The organism is Xanthomonas hortorum, assembly GCF_040279205.1.
Taxonomy (GTDB): Bacteria; Pseudomonadota; Gammaproteobacteria; order Xanthomonadales; family Xanthomonadaceae; genus Xanthomonas; species Xanthomonas hortorum_F.
Genome location: NZ_JBEOLS010000012.1, coordinates 55,533 through 72,998, shown reverse-complemented (window position 1 = coordinate 72,998; position 17,466 = coordinate 55,533). Strand labels below are relative to the sequence as shown.

Below are 17,466 nucleotides of genomic sequence, written 5' to 3'. Positions count from 1 at the left end.
GACCACACGCCGTACCAACAGCCTATGTCTTCTTCGCCATCGACCATTGTTGCCATCGCCAGTGCCGCCGGAACCGGAGGCATCGGCATCGTGCGGCTGTCCGGCCCGCAGGCTGCGCAGATTGCCGCCGCGCTGGGCATTGCCACGTTGCAGCCACGGCACGCGCACTACGCACGCTTTCGCGACGCACAGGGCGAGGTGATCGACGACGGTATCGCGCTGTGGTTTCCGGCGCCGCACAGTTTTACCGGCGAAGACGTGGTGGAGTTGCAAGGTCATGGCAGCCCGGTGTTGCTGCGGCAGGTAGTGGCGCGCTGTATCGCACTGGGCGCACGGCAGGCACGCGCGGGCGAATTCAGCGAGCGTGCGTTTCTCAACGGCAAACTCGATCTTGCGCAGGCAGAGGCCATCGCCGACCTGATTGCCGCCGGCGATCTGCGCGCTGCGCGTGCCGCGCGGCGCTCGCTGGATGGTGTGTTCTCGCGCCGCGTCGATGCAGTCAGCGACAGCCTCACGCGTCTGCGCATCCACGTGGAGGCGGCGATCGATTTTGCCGATGAGCCGCTGGATACGCTGAGCGGCACGCAGGTGCGCGATGGACTGACGCAGGCACGCAGCTTGCTCGCGCAGCTACTGCGCGATGCCGAACGTGGACGCAAATTGCGCGACGGCCTGCATGCGGTGTTGATCGGTCCGCCTAACGCCGGCAAGAGTTCCTTGCTCAATGCACTGGCCGGCAGCGAGCGCGCCATCGTCACCGATGTCGCCGGCACCACCCGCGATACCTTGCAGGAAACCATCCAGCTCGATGGCTTCGAACTGACCCTGGTCGACACTGCGGGCTTGCGCGATGGCGGCGATACGATCGAACGCGAAGGCATGCGCCGCGCCCGCGCCGAACTGCAGCGCGCCGACCTGGCGCTGGTCGTGCTGGATGCACGCGACCCGCAAGCTGCACGCGCTGCGATCGGCGATGCCATCGATGCGGTGCCGCGGCAGTTGTGGATCCACAACAAGTGCGATCTGCTGGTAGATGCTCTGAAACTCGATAGCGATGCAATCGCGGTCTCTGCAGTGACCGGGCAGGGTTTGGAGCAGTTGCACGTGCGTCTGCGCGAACTCGCACTGGGCGATGGCGTAGAAAGCGTGGAAGGCGAATTCTCCGCACGCACGCGGCATGTCGAAGCACTGCGTCGCGCCGAACAACACGCGGATGCGGCGGATCTGGAGCTGGGATTCGAACAACTCGAACTGGCCGCAGAAGAACTGCGCCTGGCGCACGAAGCGCTCGGCGACATCACCGGCAAGCTGAGTGCCGACGAGTTGCTAGGCAAGATCTTTTCGAGTTTTTGTATTGGTAAGTGATGCGGCACGGCACAACGTGCAGAGATGAATCCGGTACTGCCTAGGCCAAAAAAATCCGGCCTCTTTCGAGGCCGGATTTGGTAATGCAATCATTTAACCAGCGAACAATCAGAAATCGTAGCGTGCGGTCAAACGGAACGAGCGCGGCATCCGATAATTCTGATCGTCTAACCAGTTACCTGATAAGCCTTAACCGATAACCAGTGAATCCTAGGATTGCCCGGTCTTAAGACCGATGGTGCTTTCCCATTAATCTAAGGAGGTTGGAGAGGAATATCAGTGCCGTACAACTCCAAACTGGACCGTCTATATCCTAGCTCTTCGCATTCTATGGAACTGAGGTCGATGGCTATTGCGCCATTTGCAATAATGGATGATCCACCGCAAATAAATCTGTGCAATCTTAAAGTCGAAGCTTCGACGCATTGCTCTCATAGCAAGGATGAGTCAAGAAATGAAGAAGTTATGTTTTACCGAGTAGCACGATTGCTTATACGTTCAAGCAGACCAAGTCATGGACGGCAGTCAGAAAGATATCCCGGAAGAGGCCATCGTCGACATCAACATTTAACGGGGTTCACTCGTGTCGAAGCGCAGCGATCGGATCCATCCGCGCTGCCTGACGTGCGGGATATACACCAAATGCCAGACCGACCAGCGTGCAGAAGCTGGTTGAGAGCAGCACAGGCAACGGTGCCCAAGCCACGTCCCAGTCGGCGAATGCGGCAATCAGATAGGCCAGCACGGTACCAAATACAAGACCTAGCAGAGCACCGGCCGCACAGATCATGCTGGCTTCCCGCAAAAACTGTGCGACCACGTCGCTGCGTCGCGCGCCTAACGCACGTAGCAGGCCGATCTCGCGACGCCGCTCGAGCACGTTAGCTAACATTATGTTCATGATGCCGATGCCGCCGATCAGCAAGCTGATGCCAGCAATCGCACTCATTACCACCTGGAAGATGCGCTGCGTGCGCCGGTGCTGCTGGAATAGCTGTTGCGGCACCACCAGCTGGTAATCGGATACGCCGGCGTGTCGTTGATCCAGTACAGCGGCGAGCACGCCGGCACCTGCTGCAAGGCGAGCGGGATCATCAACCCGGAGTGCGAAGCGGTCGATTTCGTCTTCCTGTGGCTGGAAGCGCAGTCGCGCGCGCGCACTCGCTAATGGCAGATAAACACGATTGCTTTCGCCGCCCAGTTGCACACCCTCGAAGCTGTCCTTGCCCAGATCGCGATCGGCGAGCACGCCTACGACTTCAAGCCAGAGATGATTGACTTTGACCAGCCCGCCGACCGCGGTGGCGCCTGGGAATAGATCGGCTGCTGCCTGGTGTCCGAGCACCGCGACCGCAGCCAATGCCGCCTCGTCATCCGCATCGAAAGCACGGCCGTCGGCAATATCCAACGACGAGAGCGCAAACCAGTCAGCGCTGACGCCGCTAGCCTGCGCATCACTCCTGCCATAGTCGCTGAACATGGAATACGTGCGTACGCGTTTTTCCGCAGCCCATTGCTGCGCGCCCGGCACCACGACCAACGCAGCCTCCGCATCGGCCGTACTCAGGCCGAGGCTGCGCACACGGCTTTCCTTGCGGGTGGCGTCGTCCTGCTGCCGTGTTTCGGAGATCAGGTTGTGCAGGCCCAGGCCTTCAATCAGGCGCAAGGCCTCGCGACGACTGCCTTCACCGACCGCCTGCATCGCTACAATCGCACCCACACCGAAGATCATCCCCAGCAGTGTCAGTAGCGTACGCAGGCGGTGACGCCACAATTCCTCGACTGCCTCGCGCCAGATTGGCGGTAGCCTGCTCACCGTCCAGCCTCCGGTGTGTCGCGCACAAGCGCAGGCAGGTCTCCGCCCGGCGACAGCATCACCTCGTCGCCTGCAGACAATCCGGAGAGCACCTGCGCGCGTGCGGTCCCGCGCGTCCCAAGCTCGAGTTCGCGATCCTCAAAGCCAGGGCCGCGTCGAACTTGCACGTAGTTGCGGCCATCTCGCTGCCGCACGGCTACGTTAGCGACGCTGAGACACCTTGCGCGCAGCAATTCAATCCGTGCCGCCATTCTTTGCCCAGGTACGAGACCAAGCCGAGTGATCGCGTCCGCCGACACTGGTGCGCGTATAGAGAGATAGCGCACCGGGTCGTAGCGTCCCTTTACCGTCGCTGCGCCGGCTACCCACGACAATTCGGTCGCGATCGTTTGCTTGGGCCTGCCCAGCGGATGCAGCGACACCGTCATGCCGGTCTGCAGGGCCTGTGCTTCCATCTGCGGCAGGTCTATCTCGACCTCCATCGACGAGGTATCCGGTAGGCTGCCGAACTCGGTACCGGCATATAGAGTTGTGCCGACCATCGGCTTGTCGCCAGACCAGTTCGATGTCAGCAGCAGAATACCGGCGTTAGGCGCGCGCAGCTCCAGTGCATCGAGATCGCCTTGTCGCTGCTGCGCGTTGAGATCATATGTAGCACGCTGCGCCTCGAGCACTGCCAATTCTGCACCGCTGCGGACTCCGGATTGGTCGCGTTGCCACGCGAGTACGTTCTGGCGGGTTTCCAAATAACGTGCATCCTCAAGCGCATCGAGTATCTGAGCGCGCGCGAGCGTCGACAGATCGGCACCGGAGTAGCGACGCGCGATGCCCAGCTGCACCGCGACCTCCGACAGATCAACTTCGACGCGGCCGATCGCGGCTTCCAGCTCGCTCTCCTTAGCCGCGCGCGACAGCGCGTTGCGCTGCAGTTCGATCATCGCCTGCGCCAGTTGCAGTTCGCCGCTGGGTGAAGCGAAACGGGCGAGTAGATCCCCTTCGGCAACCACGCTCCCTTCGGGCAGCATCCACTCCACGCGTCGCGACGACCAATTGCTGCCGGGTACATTGAGCAGTGTAGGCTTGGTCGAACGCAGCTCTCCTTCGCCGCGCACGCTCAGTATGAGATCGGTTTCTGCAAGCGTTTCTGTCGCAACTGGCAATGGCATAGGGCCGCATGCGGCTAATAAGAGCACGGACGCAATGAGCACTGCACGCTGGATCATCATGACACCCCATCGGGATTACCGAGCTCGACACGGACCGACTGACCGGGGCGCAATTGCGTCGCAGGGGCGTCGAGCGTGATTTCCAGATCGAGCATGGGAATTGGCTGCACCTGAGATTTGCTGTGCACGGCGCGACCGATCACTTTGACTGTGCCGCGATGTATGCTGCCACCGCCCCCTTCGACAATGATTCTCGCTGGCATGCCTTCTGATACGCGCGCCAGTTCGCGCTCTGGCAGCGCGGCACGAACGGCCAGCGTGGTCGTGTCAGGAATCTGTGCAACCGTCTGTCCACGCCAAACCTGAGAACCGACATCGAACTTCTCATTGTTCCAGCTGCTCTTGTGAATCACTACGCCACTGCGCGGGGCTGTGACATTCATCGCTGCCAGCGCGGTCCCCAGTCGCGTTACATCGGCTTCTAACTGCGCGAGTTCGGCTGTGGTGACACGGCGCTCCTGTGTGCGCTGCACCGACAACAGACGTTCGCGTTGTACTGCCAGTTTCGCGCGGCGTTCGGCACGCCGGCGTTCTGCCATAAGCTTGGCGTACTGGAGTGCGGCGACCAGTTCCTGTGGCTGTTCGGTCTTGCGTTGCGCTTTGTCGAGTTCGGCGGCGGCAAGCGCGGTTGACAGTCCTTCGCTACGAGCGCGTTCGGCGAGATCGAGGTCAAGCTTCCTGAGCTCACGCCGCTTGGCTTCACGCTGGCTCTGTTTTTCGCCAAGTTGGCGGATGATCTCGTTGCTGTCAAAAGCCACAACAACATCACCCTCTCTGACCTGTGCACCATCGGGCGCGAGCTGGGTAATGTTGAACTGCGATAGGCGATCCACCGCAGGCGTAATCAATGCTGCGGTATTAGGGGCATAGACTTCGCCATCCACGCGCAATGGGGCCTGCGCCGTCGCGAGGCCTGCGACCCATATCAGCACAAGCGCGGTCGTCCAAGACGTGCGGCTCATCGCACCGCACCAACGGACTGTGTGGCTACGACACGCACGCTCATGCCCGGCAGCAACGGCAGCTCGGTCTGGTCGAGCGCGATGTCTACGGCAAAGTATCGCCCTTCACCCCATTCGGCTTTGCGTTCGGGCGCGCCTGCGATCGCGGTGACGCGACCCCCGACATCCTGACCGGGCACGGCGTCGAAACGCAGCCGCACAAGCTGTTCCACCCAGATCGCCCTACGATCTGATTCCAGCACCCAGGCGCGGACTTCCATGCGGCCATCGCCGACCACTTCGCCAGCTCGGCTGCCCGGCATCGTCGTTGAGCCTTCGTCGATGCGGCCGCCGATCCAGTTGTTGTTAAAGCCATGGACGACGATACCGTCGCGGTCTGCGCGGATTTCCGAGGTGCGGACCAGCGCGGCGTGGTAGTCGCGCTGCACGACCAACTTGTTGATTTCCAGCTGGCCGTCCTTGGTGCGACGCACGACGGCACCCTTAGCGCTGCCAAGTTCGCGGCGCTTGAGCGCCGTCTCGCGCATAGCGGAGTCCAGTTCCCCCCGATAGCGATCGTGGTCGAGCGCGGCAATCAGATTGGCTGGAATTGACGCATTGAGTTTCGCCGCTGCCAGTTCCGCCTCGGCATCAACCAGTGCGAGTTCGGCATCGACAGCTTTGACCTCCAGCCCAGCAACGTCGCGCGCGATCTTCGCGCGCGACTGTTCGATCTGCGCTTCGAGATCGGGCACCTGCGCCGCCGATTGGCCGGGATCAATTCGAAGCACCGGATCGCCTGCCTTAACCGCCTGACCCTCGGGCGCGAAGAAGCGGATTGTCACCGGCGACATGTTTGATTGAGGTGTGATCAGTTGCTGTGCGCCGACTGAGCGCACCTCACCTGTTAGAACGACCGCCTGTGCAGACGCTGTCGCCAACAGCATGAGCATCAAGGCCACACCTTCAAGACGCGACATGGACCGCCCCGTCGTGTTCGATGCGGCCATCACGTAAACGCACCTGACGCGGTGCGTGGGCGGCGATCTCCGCATCGTGGGTCACCATCACCACGGTCTGTCCGCCGCGATGGACCTCGTCGATAAGCGCCAGCACATCTGCGGCGCTCTTCGAATCCAGATTGCCGGTGGGCTCGTCGGCTAGCAGCAGCGCAGGCTCCAGCAACAACGCGCGTGCGATTGCAGCGCGTTGTATTTGTCCGCCCGACAGTTCACCGGGGAGATGGTCGCGACGCTGCGACAAACCCACCCGATAGAGCAGGGTGTCCGCCCGCGCTTCGGCACCAGTTGGCGGATCGCGATGGAAACGCAGCGGCAAGAGTACGTTCTCGCGGACGGTTAGCCGCGGTAAGAGATGGAAACTCTGGAATACGAAGCCAATGCGCCGATTGCGGATGTCGCTGGCATCTGCGTCGTTCAGATTCGCCACGTCACAGCCGTCAATCAAATAACAACCACTACTAGGATGATCCAAGCACCCGAGAATGTTGAGCAGACTCGACTTGCCGGAACCGGACCGGCCTGTGACGGCAACGAATTCACCGGTTGCGACTGTCAGGTCGATCCCGGCCAACGCATGGACGGTCTGTCCATTCATCGCGTAACGGCGACTAACGCCCTGCAACTCAATCACGTTGTTATGTCCATAGGATTCGAAGCCAGAAGAAAATTAACTTGCGCTGTCAGAATTTTCCACATCGAGTATTAGATGGATCAAACCAATCTCCCACAGAAAAGCTATGAACGATGAGGGGAGCCAGTTAGCAGTGCTGGCGACTATTAGGCAATCCAAGGCTTCGTCTGATTTTGCGAGGAGAACTCCTAATTTCAATGTGGAAATTTTGCATCTAGCAACGCCTGCTAGACAGGAACTCGCACGGCCATTTTCAATCGCGGTTCCCTTTGCTCATAGCTATTGAAGCATGAGTCGATGCCTAATCGCTACTCTTGTACACGCTTTCTTGAGACAACCAAATAGAAGCAAATTTAGCAATCAGGAAAATGCAGCCTCTAGCGCGTCGCGTCCTAGAAAAAATTCTCTTAAGAATTTCTCGACGAAGCTGCCGTATAGTAATTTCCCTAAAAAAATTACGGAATTTCCCTACATACCCCGTTTCTGACAAAGCGTATACAAAAGTGGGTGCGGCGCGATTCAAATGTAAGTGGACTTAGCCAGGAGTTCCGAATTCCATGTGTGGAAGTAGTTCTCTTAAGAAATGCAAGGTTTAAAGCTATGAGTTAGGTTGAGCTGCTTCTAACGCTTATCCCTGTGGTCCATCGGCAACAAGTTTGGCTGAAGTTATAGCTATTTTGGATGATAGCGATATCCATCAATATTCAATAGGGAAATGTGAAATGAAAATTAGATATGCTTTCTTGGTGCTGCTGGTGGCTGCCTTCACCGCGCATGCTATTCGCCACCAACCTAATCAGCTTACGCGAATTTATTATCACGATTCCGCTAAAACACAATGGGCCGGACATGGGATGCTCAGCTGTCCGATCTACGCAAATAATGATCAGGGGTGGGTAGTACTTGATGGAGTGGAGGCACCTTATTTCACCGAGATTGTAGGACCTAAATGCCAGACTGGCGCTGTGGTACCAACACCCTGCTGGGCCGATGCCGCTTGCCCTCCGATCAGCGGTCATTGAGACACTAATATCAGCCGGGATCTTCGTCCACGAGGCCTGCCTGTTTCGCGTGCCCCAACCACGGCTGCGGTGCCCTTTCTAAGATGCCTGGAATTTGCTTTTTTATTTCGTCATTTCGATCTTCATGGTTTCTTCACATTAGTGTATGGTGCTGTAGCTTCTCGTTATAAAAGCGCCGCCACCCTTCGATTTCGCTGAGTCTCTAGCCCCCTTCGCGCCGCCGTCATTTTCGAAGGCTTGTCTACGAAAATGTCCAGGTACTACTCATGAGGTGACGTCAACCACGGTCAGTGATCGAAAACCGCAACCATCAAGCAGTGCATCACACACAAGCCGATCGCCAATAGTCCGCCTAGTGCCCGTAATTGGCAGGCGTCGCCGTGTGCTGCGATTGCAACGAAAACTGAACATTTAAATATAGGTCTTCAAATTTATAAGTGTGGTGAATTTTACTATTTTTAGATGGTCTTCCCGTGCACAACGGCGAGCACTTGCTCGCATGCTCATTACGCTGCAATTATATTTCTCTATGTTTTATCTTCAGCTGGACTTCAATATATCGACACTGTCTGCAACTGCGGCATAGGCTGATGCCAGAGCGTTTGCATAGCTGTCCTACCTGGGTGACGCTGGGCAGGCTTCAGAGTTTCTTTATGATCACCTCTTTCAGCATCGCCTTGTCCGGAAGCAGTACGCCACCAGCTATTTGAGCTAGCGGCTTTCTCCTTCAACAGCGGAAGGCGATTGAACTCAGACGGCTTCTGGCTGCTGCACTTCTTTCGCCATATGTAGAACGCAGCTTCATTGAGGCCCCTTTTCTAGTAGCCCTCCTTCGACAGCCATCCCAACTTTGACTGCTTGAGCGCATAGCCAACTGCTCTTTGGTAAAGCGTGAATTTTTATTGTTTGACCGTAGTTGCTACGGTCCGTGCCAAGGAAGTTTCTGCTTTACGATGGGCCGGCTCGCTAGGAATGGGTCAGCCAGCGAGCGCCAACGGTTCAACGCTAGGCGACATTAGCCTATGCGATGACAATCAGTTGTTGCGTCATGTGTCGCGTGCAGCAATCTCCGCACTACTTCCTACATCACACCAGGCAGCACGGTTTGCAGTGCAGCGTTCTCTGCCGCACAGGCTGGCGATTCCACGAGCGCTCCCGACTGCTTCGCACGCGCCTGCGCGATTTCGCGGCGTGCCCCAGCCAGGTCTTTCTGGAACTCAGGGTTGTCGTGCAACGCGGCGACGGTGGCGGCGGCCATCATGCGGCCCTGGATGACATCGCTCTGCCAGTGCACGTTGCAGACCAGGCGGCTGTCGCCGAAGGCACGGCCGCGGGCGAGCAGGGCGTCGCGTTGTGCAGGGGCGAGTTCGGCCAGGATCAGGCCCCAGCTCCAGCCGATGGCGGTGTGCCCGGAGGGGTAGGAGCCGTTCTTGCGCAGCGCGGCGTCGTCGGCGGGCGTGCACATCGGTTGGTCATTGCGCATAAATGGTCGCGGGCGTTGGTAGCGTGCCTTGGCCGCGCTGGTGCTGCTACTGGCGTCGCGCATGCTGCGTTCGAGCAGGCGCAGCAGGTGTGGGGTGCTGGTCTGGTCGATCTGCACGCCAAGCGCGCAGCTGAAGTGACTGGCGGCAGCGGGGAAAGTCAGTGCGGCGTCCTGTGTGGCCAGGTTCCAACGCGGTGTGCCACGCAACGCGAGCATCGCCTTGGCGATGGCTTCGTCGTTGGCCAGCGCGGCGCTGCCGTCCTGCGGCGGTGGCGGCACCAGGCGCAGGCTGTCGGGCAACTGTTCTTTTTCAAGATATCCACGCGCATCGGTGGCGATCACCGGGCCTGTCGATGCTGGTTTTTCCCGCGCGCTCAGCATGCCGCTGCCGACGACCAGCGCGGCGATGGCGATGCCGGTCAGCGTCCGAGGATAAGAGCGAGCACTGCGATGCGACATGGACCAACCCTCAACAACGCGCATGGAAGAGCTTGCAGATTACGACGCGCAGATGACATGTGCATGCCAGCGCAACGCAGCACTGGCGCGGGATGCGCAGCGACTGTCGCAGCACTGTCATGTCCCGGTCGCATCGGCGCAAGACAGCTGTCGCACGCTTGCCGTCATCTTTTGACTCGTCCCCTATGCCGCTCATGCCCAAGACCCATCTGTTAAGTGCCGCCGTTCTTACCGCGCTCGTGTTGTCGCCGGCTGCCCATGCCGCCGATTCCGAGGTGACTGCCGACACCGGCACGACCGTGCAGCAGCTCGATGCGGTCTCGGTGATCGGCCAGGGCGAAACGCGTCAGGTGCAGCGCATCACCCAGCAGGACATTCCGGTGTTGCCGCCGGGCACCAGCATCCAGAAGCTGCTCAACCGCATGCCGGGCGTCAACGTGCAATCCAACGATGCCTTCGGTGCCAACGAAGAGTCGCAGACGATCAGCCTGCGCGGCTTCAACGGCACGCGCCTGGGCTATACGCTCGACGGCCTGCCACTGGGCGACAACGCCTACGGTAACTACAACGGCCTCAATATCAGCCGCGCGCTGATCGCCGAGAACTTCGGCGGCGTGGAGCTGGCCTCGGGCATCGGTGCGCTGGGCACCGCCTCCACCAGCAACCTCGGCGGCACCATCCAGTACTACTCGGCCGATCCGTCCAGCGTGTTCGGCGGGCAGCTGTCGCAGACGCTGGGGTCGGATGCCAACCGCCGCACCTTCCTGCGTGTGGACACCGGTGACTACAACGGCTTTTCGGCATATGTGTCGGGCATCAACGCCGAAGCCGACATGTGGGCACGTCCGGATTCGCCGACCACCACGCGGCAGTTCAATGCCAAGGGTGTGTACCAGTTCGACGGCGGCAAGTTGACCGCGTTCGCCGATACCTCGCGCACCTCGCAGGCGGATTATTCCTATCTGTCCAAGAGCGGCATGGCGCGTGGCCTGGGTTGGGACTGGAATCTGTACGCGCCGGACTGGAACCGCGCATTGGCCGCGGCGTATTGCGCACCGGCCACGCGGAATGCGGCACGCTGCGGTTTCAGTGGCGGCGTGGACAACGTTGACGATGCCTATTACCAGAGCCGCGCGTTGCGCGACGACGATCTGTTCTACGTGGCCGGCGACTTCCAGCCCAACGATGCGATCAGCCTGCACACCCAGGTCTATCACCACGAAAACAAGGGTCAGGGCCACTGGTGGTCGCCGGGTCAGGCATCCAATCCAGGTACGCCGCAGGCATTGCCGATTTCGATTCGTAGCACCAATTACTGGATCAACCGCACCGGCGGCATCGCCTCGCTCGGTTGGAACCTGGGCCCGCATCACCTCGAAGCCGGGCTGTGGTACGAGCGCAACCACCACGATGTGGAGCGCAATTTCTACTGGATCGATGGGCCGGTCAGCGACGACAAGTTCCTGCAGGATCCGGACCGCCGGTTGTTCTCGCAGAACTACGTCATCACCACCCGGCAGTTCTACGTGCAGGGCAATTTCAAGTTCTTCGATGAGCGCCTGAGCGTGGATCTGGGCATCAAGAGCCCGAGCACCGAAATGACCGCACGCGAGACACCGGGCATCGCAGTGGAAGCGCCGGTGGCGACCGGCTCGATCAAGGCCAGCGAGTCGGTGCTGCCGCAGATCGGTCTGGGCTATCGCCTGGCCGAAGGGCAGGAAGTGTTCGCCTCGTATGCGGAAAACATCGCCGCGTTCCAGGGCGGCGGCGCCGGCGGTCCGTTGCTGGTGACGCAGGCCTCGTTCGATGCCAGCGTTGGTGCGCTGGAGCCGGAAAAGTCGCGCACCATGGAAGCCGGTTATCGCTTTGTACGCGATCACTTCGAAGCCTCGCTGGTCGGTTACGACGTGACCTTCGACAACCGCTTGCTCTCGCTCAATCCCTGCGCCAGCATCCAGCAGGGCACCACGCCGGCGTGCACCACGCGCTTCTTCAACGTGGGCTCGGTGAGCAGCCGCGGCGGCGAACTGACCGTGATCTGGAAGCCTACGAGCTACCTGCAGTGGTACAACTCGGCCTCGATCAACCGTTCGACCTACGACGACAACTACGTGCAGAACGGGGTGACCATTGCCACTGCCGGCAAGACCACGGTGGATACGCCCAAGCGCATGTTCGCCAGCGAAATCGCCTTCAACTACGCCAACTGGAACGTCAATCTGCGCGGCAAGTACACCGGCCAGCGGTATTACACCTACACCAACGACCAGGGCTTTGGCGGTTACACCTCGTTCGATGCGGGCGCCGGCTACGACTTCGGCCAGGCCGGCGTGCTGCAGGGCCTCAAGCTCTCGCTCAACGTCACCAACCTCACCGACAAGCGTTACGCGTCCAACCTCACCGCGTTCGCCAACAGCGATCCGAATGGGCGTCAGCTGGCGTTCCATGCGAGCGCGCCGCGGCAGGTGTTTTTGACGTTGGATGCGAAGTTCTGAGTTAGGGATTGGGGAATCGGGATTGGGGATTCGTAACGGCGGGTCTTGCTGCTGCTTACGGATTTCCGATGCTGATGGACGCTGTTAGTTTTAGAGTGGCTGACAAGACGTAGCGCGTGGTTGTCAGGCGGGTGCGGACGATGCGGAGAAAGCGGGGTGTATGTGTCGTACATGCCGCACCGCCAATCGGCCGCGTTCGCCTGGCGATCACGCCTTGGTTTTGATGGCTGCTTTTTCGTTGGAGAAATGCATGATGCAGTTCCACCGTGTTCTAGTGTTGGGAGCGATGATGGTCGGCATGAGCGGCCCCGCAGTGGCAGAAGCGCCGTTGGCGAAAACGGTGCAGATCTTTGCGCACCGTGGTGCCAGCGCGTTGCGCCCGGAACACACGTTGGCCTCCTACGCCAAGGCCATTGTCGATGGCGCCGATTTCGTCGAGCCGGATCTGGTGTCGACCAAGGATGGCGTGCTGGTGGCACGCCATGAGAACGAGATTGGCGGCACCACCGATGTGGCCAGCCATCCTGAGTTCGCCGCGCGCAAGACCCGCAAGACCATCGATGGCCAGCCGATGGAAGGCTGGTTCACCGAAGACTTCAGTCTTGTCGAATTGAAGACGTTGCGCGCGCGCGAGCGGCTGCCGCAATTGCGTGGCACGCGTTGGGATGGGCAGTTTCAGGTCGTGACCTTCGACGAGATCATCGATTTTGTCGCAGCCGAATCGGCAGCGACCGGGCGCACCATCGGGCTGATTCCGGAGATCAAGCACCCGAGCTATTTCAGTGCGCTGCATCTGGCGATGGAAGACAAGGTGCTGGCGAGCTTGCGTGCGCATGCCTACACGCAGACGGCGCCGGTGGTGATCCAGTCATTCGAGACCGGCAATTTGCGCTACCTGCGCGGCAAGATCGGACGCACCAGCAACATCCGTCTATTGCAGTTGCTGGGTGGCGCGCAGATGGCGCTGCCCGATGCGGGTGTGGGCAACGCGCCACGCACCTACGGGCAGATGATCACGCCCGAAGGGCTGAAGCAGATCGCCAGCTATGCCGATGCGATCGGCCCGGACATCCGCAGCATCATTCCGTTGGATGCGCAGCAACGGCTGGGCACGCCGACCAGCCTGGTGCACGATGCGCATGCGGCCGGATTGCAGGTGCAGCCGTATACGTTCCGCCCGGAGAATTATTTTCTGGCGATCAACAATCGCAGTGCTGGCGCGGTGACCGAGCGTAACGAGGCGGGCGCTTTGGCCGAGCTGAAGGCGTATCTGGATGCCGGTATCGATGCGTTCTTTGCCGACGATCCGGGATTGGCGCGGCGTGCGTTGAACGCGCGTCAGTAACGGCGCGTCCTCGCAATCAGCCGTTGTAGGAGCGTGCCTGCGCGCGATGAGGCGTTACCGATAACGCCCCATCGCGCGCAAGCGCGCTCCTACGTCCCCGGCGGTCGTTCGCGCGGGGGGAAATGCAGCACCACGTTGTGCGAGCCGTCGTCCTGGCGTTGCCATAGCACCGGCACCTGGCGCGGCGGCGGCGGTTCCAGCACGTCGCGCTCGGCGGTGCTGACTTCCCAGGCGGCGTCTTCGTCCTCGTCGTCCCAGCTATAGCGCGGCTTGGCCTGTTGCGGGTCGCGCAGGCGCAGCAGCAGTGCGGCGATCAGGCCGGCCACGGCGCCGCCCAGGTGTGATTGCCAGGACACGCCGGCTTCGTGCGGCAGGATGGTCAGCAGCATGCCGCCGTAAAACAGGAAGGCGATCATGCTGGTGGCGATTGCCGGGCGGTCGCGGCGCAGCAGGCCGAGCACGAACACCAGAAACATCAGCCCGTGGGTGACGCCGCTGGCGCCCAGGTGGCGGCTGCCGGGTTCGCCCAGCAGCCAGGCGCCCAGGCCCGAGCCCAGCCACAACAACGGCAGCGCCATGGCGGTGGCGCGCGGATACACGCTGCCGGCCAGCGTGCCCAGGATCAGCAGGGCGGCCGCGTTGGCGCCCAGATGCGCGAGCGAGCCATGCAGCAGCGGTGCGGTGAGAATGCCGAGCAGGCCGTCGGCCTGTAGCGGTGCCACGGCCCAGGCGCGCCAGTCGAACATGCCCTGGGCGGTGAACACTGCCACCAGCAGCAGCACGGCGGCCAGGCTGAAGTTGAAGGCACGCAAGACCCGGGAGCGATCCAGGCGGTCTTGGGCGGTGGCGTCGGCGGCGGCAACAGGATGCTGTGTCATGCCTTCACGGATGGCGTCGCGCGGGTTTTTTTACAAGCCTATCCGGCGCGGGATAAGCAGGCCCGGCGACGGGATAATCCACTCCTGGCGCCGATCGTTGGCGGATCGGCCTGCGCCTTATCACGGACGATCTGCGGCTTGGCTGCAGGGTCCTTGCCCGCCCACCATCGCGGGACACGCCGCAAGTACGTCCGTGTAGGCTCTTACGCGGCATCCATGCCGCGTAAGGTCCCGCGACGGTGGGCGGGCAAGGACCAGTGGAGATGGTCGGTGCGTATGGTTGGGAGCAGTGCACGCGGCGCTGCCATTCACGAATCCCCAATCCCCAATCCCGGCCCGTCAGTGCCGGGCCGGCTTGGGCGGACGCAGCAGGCTCAGCACGATGGTGAAGATCAGGATCAGCACTACCGCGGCCAGCGAGACCAGCACCGGGATCTTGTACAGATCGATGATCATCATCTTGGTGCCGATGAACACCAGGATCACCGCCAGGCCGTACGGCAGCAGGTGGAAGCGGTCGGCCATGCCGGCCAGCAGGAAGAACATCGCGCGCAGGCCCAGCACTGCGAACACGTTGGAGGTCAGCACGATGAACGGGTCGGTGGTGATGGCGAAGATCGCCGGAATGCTGTCCACCGCAAAGATCACATCGATCACCGCAATCAGGATCAGCACCACGAACAACGGGGTGAACCAGCGCTTGCCGTCCTTGATCACGCTCAGCGCGTTGCCGTCGTACTGCGGGCTGAGCCGCAGATGGCCACGCATCCAGCGCAGCACAGGGTTGGCTTCCAGATCCGGCTCCTTGCCGGCGGAGAACCACATCTTGATACCGGTCAGCAGCAGGAACGCGCCGAACACGTACAGCAGCCAATGGAACTTGGTCAGCAATACCGAGCCTGCAAAGATCATGATCGCGCGCAGCACGATGGCGCCCAGCACGCCGATGATCAGCACGCGCTGGCGCTGTTCTTCGGGCACGCCGAAGTAGGTCATGACCATCAGGAACACGAAGATGTTGTCGACCGCCAGCGATTTCTCGACCAGATAGCCGGTCAGGAACTCCAGCCCGATCCGGTCGGCCGCCGCGTCGCCCATGCTGCCCTGCAGGTACCACCACAGCCCGGCGTTGAAGGCCAGTGCCAGCAGCACCCAGCCGATGCTCCACCAGGTGGCTTCCTTGAAGGTCACCTTGTGCGCGCCGCCATGGCGCATCAGCACCAGATCGACCATCAGCGCCACGATCACCACGATCGCGAAGCCACCCCATAACCAGACATTGCCAATGGTTTGCATAAAAGAATCCCGAAAAGTGGAACGACCTGGACAGCCGGTGGGCTGAGGCCTTGTGACACGGAAATCGTGGATTCCGGGTGACGGACCTTCGCCTGCGCGGCGAAGGTCTCGCTCGCAACCGGTGTGGGCCGGTTGCCGTTGCACCGGAGCGCCTGATGACAGGGCTCGTAATGACGGCGACAACGCTGGAGCGACTTCCCGAACGATGGCATGACCGCTGCGACGTTCTGTTGGCCGTTCCTGGGAGCTACTCCCCTTCTGAGCCCGATTCTGCGTTGCGGGCTCAGGCACGTCAATCCAGCCGGATACAATGGACGGATGAATACTCCTGTCCCCGTCGTCCGACTCAAGAATGCGTGGCGCTCCAGCCACCCGTGGATCTTCCAGAAGCTGGTGGAAAAGCCCGCCGCCAAGCCCAAACCCGGCACCATCGTCGATGTGGTCGGCGTGGATGGGGAGTGGATCGGCCGCGGCTTCTACAACGGCCATTCGCGCATTGCCGTGCGCATCCTGGAAACCGACCAGTCGGTGCCGGTGGATGCGGGCTGGTTCTCGCGCAAGATCGCCGCCGCGGTAAGCCTGCGCCGCGACTGGCTCAAGCTCGATGGCGTGTCCGACGCCTGGCGCGTGGTGCACAGCGAAGGCGACGGCCTGTCCGGCCTGGTGGTGGACCGCTACGGCGACCTGGTGGTGGTGGAGTTCTTCGCCGCCGGCATGTTCCGCCATCGCGAATGGATCTACGAGGCGCTGCGCGAGCAGTTCCCCGGCTGCCGCTTCCACAGTTTTGCCGACGAGCACGTGCAAAAGCAGGAAAGCTTCGATTTCCACAGCAACACCACCACCGAAGCGGCGGTGATCACCGAGTACGGCATCAAGTTCCGCGCCGACCCGGCGGGGGCGCACAAGACCGGGTTTTTTGCCGATCAGCGCGAAAACCGCCAGTGGTTGAGCGAGCAGGTTGAAGGCAAGAGCGTGCTGGACCTGTGCTGCAACACCGGCGGATTTGCGGTGTATGCGGCCGCGCGCGGCGCCTCGGAGGTGCTGGGCGTGGACATCGACGAGGATGTGATCGCGTTGGCCAAGGGCAATGCGAAGCTCAACAACGTGCGCCCCAAGTTCGTGCAGGCCGACATCTTTCCGTGGCTGCGCGATGCGTCCAATCGCGGCGACCAGTTTGATGTGGTGATTCTGGACCCGGCCAAGATGACGCGCGACCGCGAGCAGGTGATTCCGGCGTTGAAGAAATACCTGGACATGAACAAGCTGGCGTTGGGCGTGGTCAAGCCCGGTGGCCTGTTCGCCACGTTCTCGTGCACCGGGCTGGTGGCCGAGCAGGAGTTTCTGGACATGCTGCGCCGCGCCTCGTATTTCTCCGGGCGCACCATCCAGATCCTGAAGGTGGCCGGTGCCGGTCCGGACCATCCGTTCATGGCGCACGTGCAGGAATCGCGCTATCTGAAGGCAGTATTCTGCCGCGTGATCTAGCG

At 61.1% G+C, this 17,466-nt stretch carries 13 protein-coding genes and 1 other RNA gene; 5 read left to right on the top strand and 9 right to left on the bottom strand.

Annotated features, from left to right (window positions below; all coding sequences use genetic code 11):
• The first annotated feature begins 24 nt into the window (after positions 1-24).
• Positions 25-1,365 (top strand): tRNA uridine-5-carboxymethylaminomethyl(34) synthesis GTPase MnmE, encoded by a 1,341-nt coding sequence (gene mnmE / locus ABS769_RS07520; RefSeq protein ID WP_317060474.1) that lies wholly within the window; start codon positions 25-27, stop codon positions 1,363-1,365.
• A 577-nt stretch (positions 1,366-1,942) separates the two neighbouring features.
• On the opposite strand, the gene ABS769_RS07515 is transcribed toward mnmE, so the two are convergent.
• From ABS769_RS07515 to ABS769_RS07495, 5 genes are read right to left on the bottom strand one after another with little or no spacing between them, the layout of a single operon-like run.
• Positions 1,943-3,181 (bottom strand): ABC transporter permease, encoded by a 1,239-nt coding sequence (locus ABS769_RS07515; RefSeq protein ID WP_317060473.1) that lies wholly within the window; start codon positions 3,179-3,181, stop codon positions 1,943-1,945.
• Positions 3,178-4,407 (bottom strand): efflux RND transporter periplasmic adaptor subunit, encoded by a 1,230-nt coding sequence (locus ABS769_RS07510; RefSeq protein WP_317060472.1) that lies wholly within the window; start codon positions 4,405-4,407, stop codon positions 3,178-3,180. Before ABS769_RS07510 ends, ABS769_RS07515 begins: the two co-directional genes overlap by 4 nt.
• Entirely contained in the window at positions 4,404-5,369 is a 966-nt protein-coding gene (locus tag ABS769_RS07505; protein ID WP_317060471.1) for an HlyD family secretion protein, read from the bottom strand. The genes ABS769_RS07510 and ABS769_RS07505 overlap by 4 nt, the downstream gene beginning before the upstream one ends.
• A complete protein-coding gene (locus ABS769_RS07500; protein ID WP_166766715.1) occupies positions 5,366-6,328 on the bottom strand; it encodes an HlyD family secretion protein in 963 nt (320 codons plus the stop codon). The genes ABS769_RS07505 and ABS769_RS07500 overlap by 4 nt, the downstream gene beginning before the upstream one ends.
• Positions 6,315-7,001 carry an ABC transporter ATP-binding protein gene (locus ABS769_RS07495; protein WP_317060469.1) on the bottom strand — a complete coding sequence of 229 codons (687 nt, stop codon included), beginning with the start codon at positions 6,999-7,001 and terminating at the stop codon, positions 6,315-6,317. The genes ABS769_RS07500 and ABS769_RS07495 overlap by 14 nt, the downstream gene beginning before the upstream one ends.
• A gap of 656 nt (positions 7,002-7,657) precedes the next feature.
• On the opposite strand from ABS769_RS07495, the gene ABS769_RS07490 reads away from it, so the two are divergent.
• On the top strand, positions 7,658-8,023 hold the full coding sequence (locus tag ABS769_RS07490; protein WP_317060468.1) for a hypothetical protein: 366 nt from the start codon (positions 7,658-7,660) through the stop codon (positions 8,021-8,023).
• A gap of 1,081 nt (positions 8,024-9,104) precedes the next feature.
• On the opposite strand, the gene ABS769_RS07485 is transcribed toward ABS769_RS07490, so the two are convergent.
• Complete coding sequence (locus ABS769_RS07485) at positions 9,105-9,965, bottom strand: acid phosphatase (protein WP_317060467.1); 861 nt, start codon at positions 9,963-9,965, stop codon at positions 9,105-9,107.
• Positions 9,966-10,159: 194 nt separating this feature from the next.
• Between ABS769_RS07485 and ABS769_RS07480 the strand changes: the two genes are divergently transcribed.
• Positions 10,160-12,460, top strand: a complete 2,301-nt coding sequence (locus ABS769_RS07480) for a TonB-dependent receptor (RefSeq protein ID WP_317060515.1) — start codon at positions 10,160-10,162, stop codon at positions 12,458-12,460.
• Between the two features lie 97 nt (positions 12,461-12,557).
• On the opposite strand, the gene ABS769_RS07475 is transcribed toward ABS769_RS07480, so the two are convergent.
• Positions 12,558-12,633, bottom strand: a non-coding RNA gene (locus tag ABS769_RS07475) — sX9 sRNA.
• 77 nt (positions 12,634-12,710) lie between these two features.
• Here ABS769_RS07475 and ABS769_RS07470 point away from each other — a divergent pair.
• Positions 12,711-13,805 carry a glycerophosphodiester phosphodiesterase gene (locus ABS769_RS07470; protein WP_317060466.1) on the top strand — a complete coding sequence of 365 codons (1,095 nt, stop codon included), beginning with the start codon at positions 12,711-12,713 and terminating at the stop codon, positions 13,803-13,805.
• Positions 13,806-13,894: 89 nt separating this feature from the next.
• Here the strand turns inward: ABS769_RS07470 and ABS769_RS07465 are convergent, their stop codons facing one another.
• Together ABS769_RS07465 and ABS769_RS07460 are read right to left on the bottom strand one after the other, a co-directional pair.
• Positions 13,895-14,683: a rhomboid family intramembrane serine protease gene (locus ABS769_RS07465; RefSeq protein WP_317060465.1), complete on the bottom strand. Its 789-nt coding sequence runs from the start codon at positions 14,681-14,683 to the stop codon at positions 13,895-13,897.
• A 339-nt stretch (positions 14,684-15,022) separates the two neighbouring features.
• Positions 15,023-15,979 carry a TerC family protein gene (locus tag ABS769_RS07460; RefSeq protein WP_074056205.1) on the bottom strand — a complete coding sequence of 319 codons (957 nt, stop codon included), beginning with the start codon at positions 15,977-15,979 and terminating at the stop codon, positions 15,023-15,025.
• Between the two features lie 318 nt (positions 15,980-16,297).
• On the opposite strand from ABS769_RS07460, the gene ABS769_RS07455 reads away from it, so the two are divergent.
• On the top strand, positions 16,298-17,464 hold the full coding sequence (locus ABS769_RS07455; RefSeq protein ID WP_104551249.1) for a class I SAM-dependent rRNA methyltransferase: 1,167 nt from the start codon (positions 16,298-16,300) through the stop codon (positions 17,462-17,464).
• The last annotated feature ends 2 nt before the right edge of the window (positions 17,465-17,466 follow it).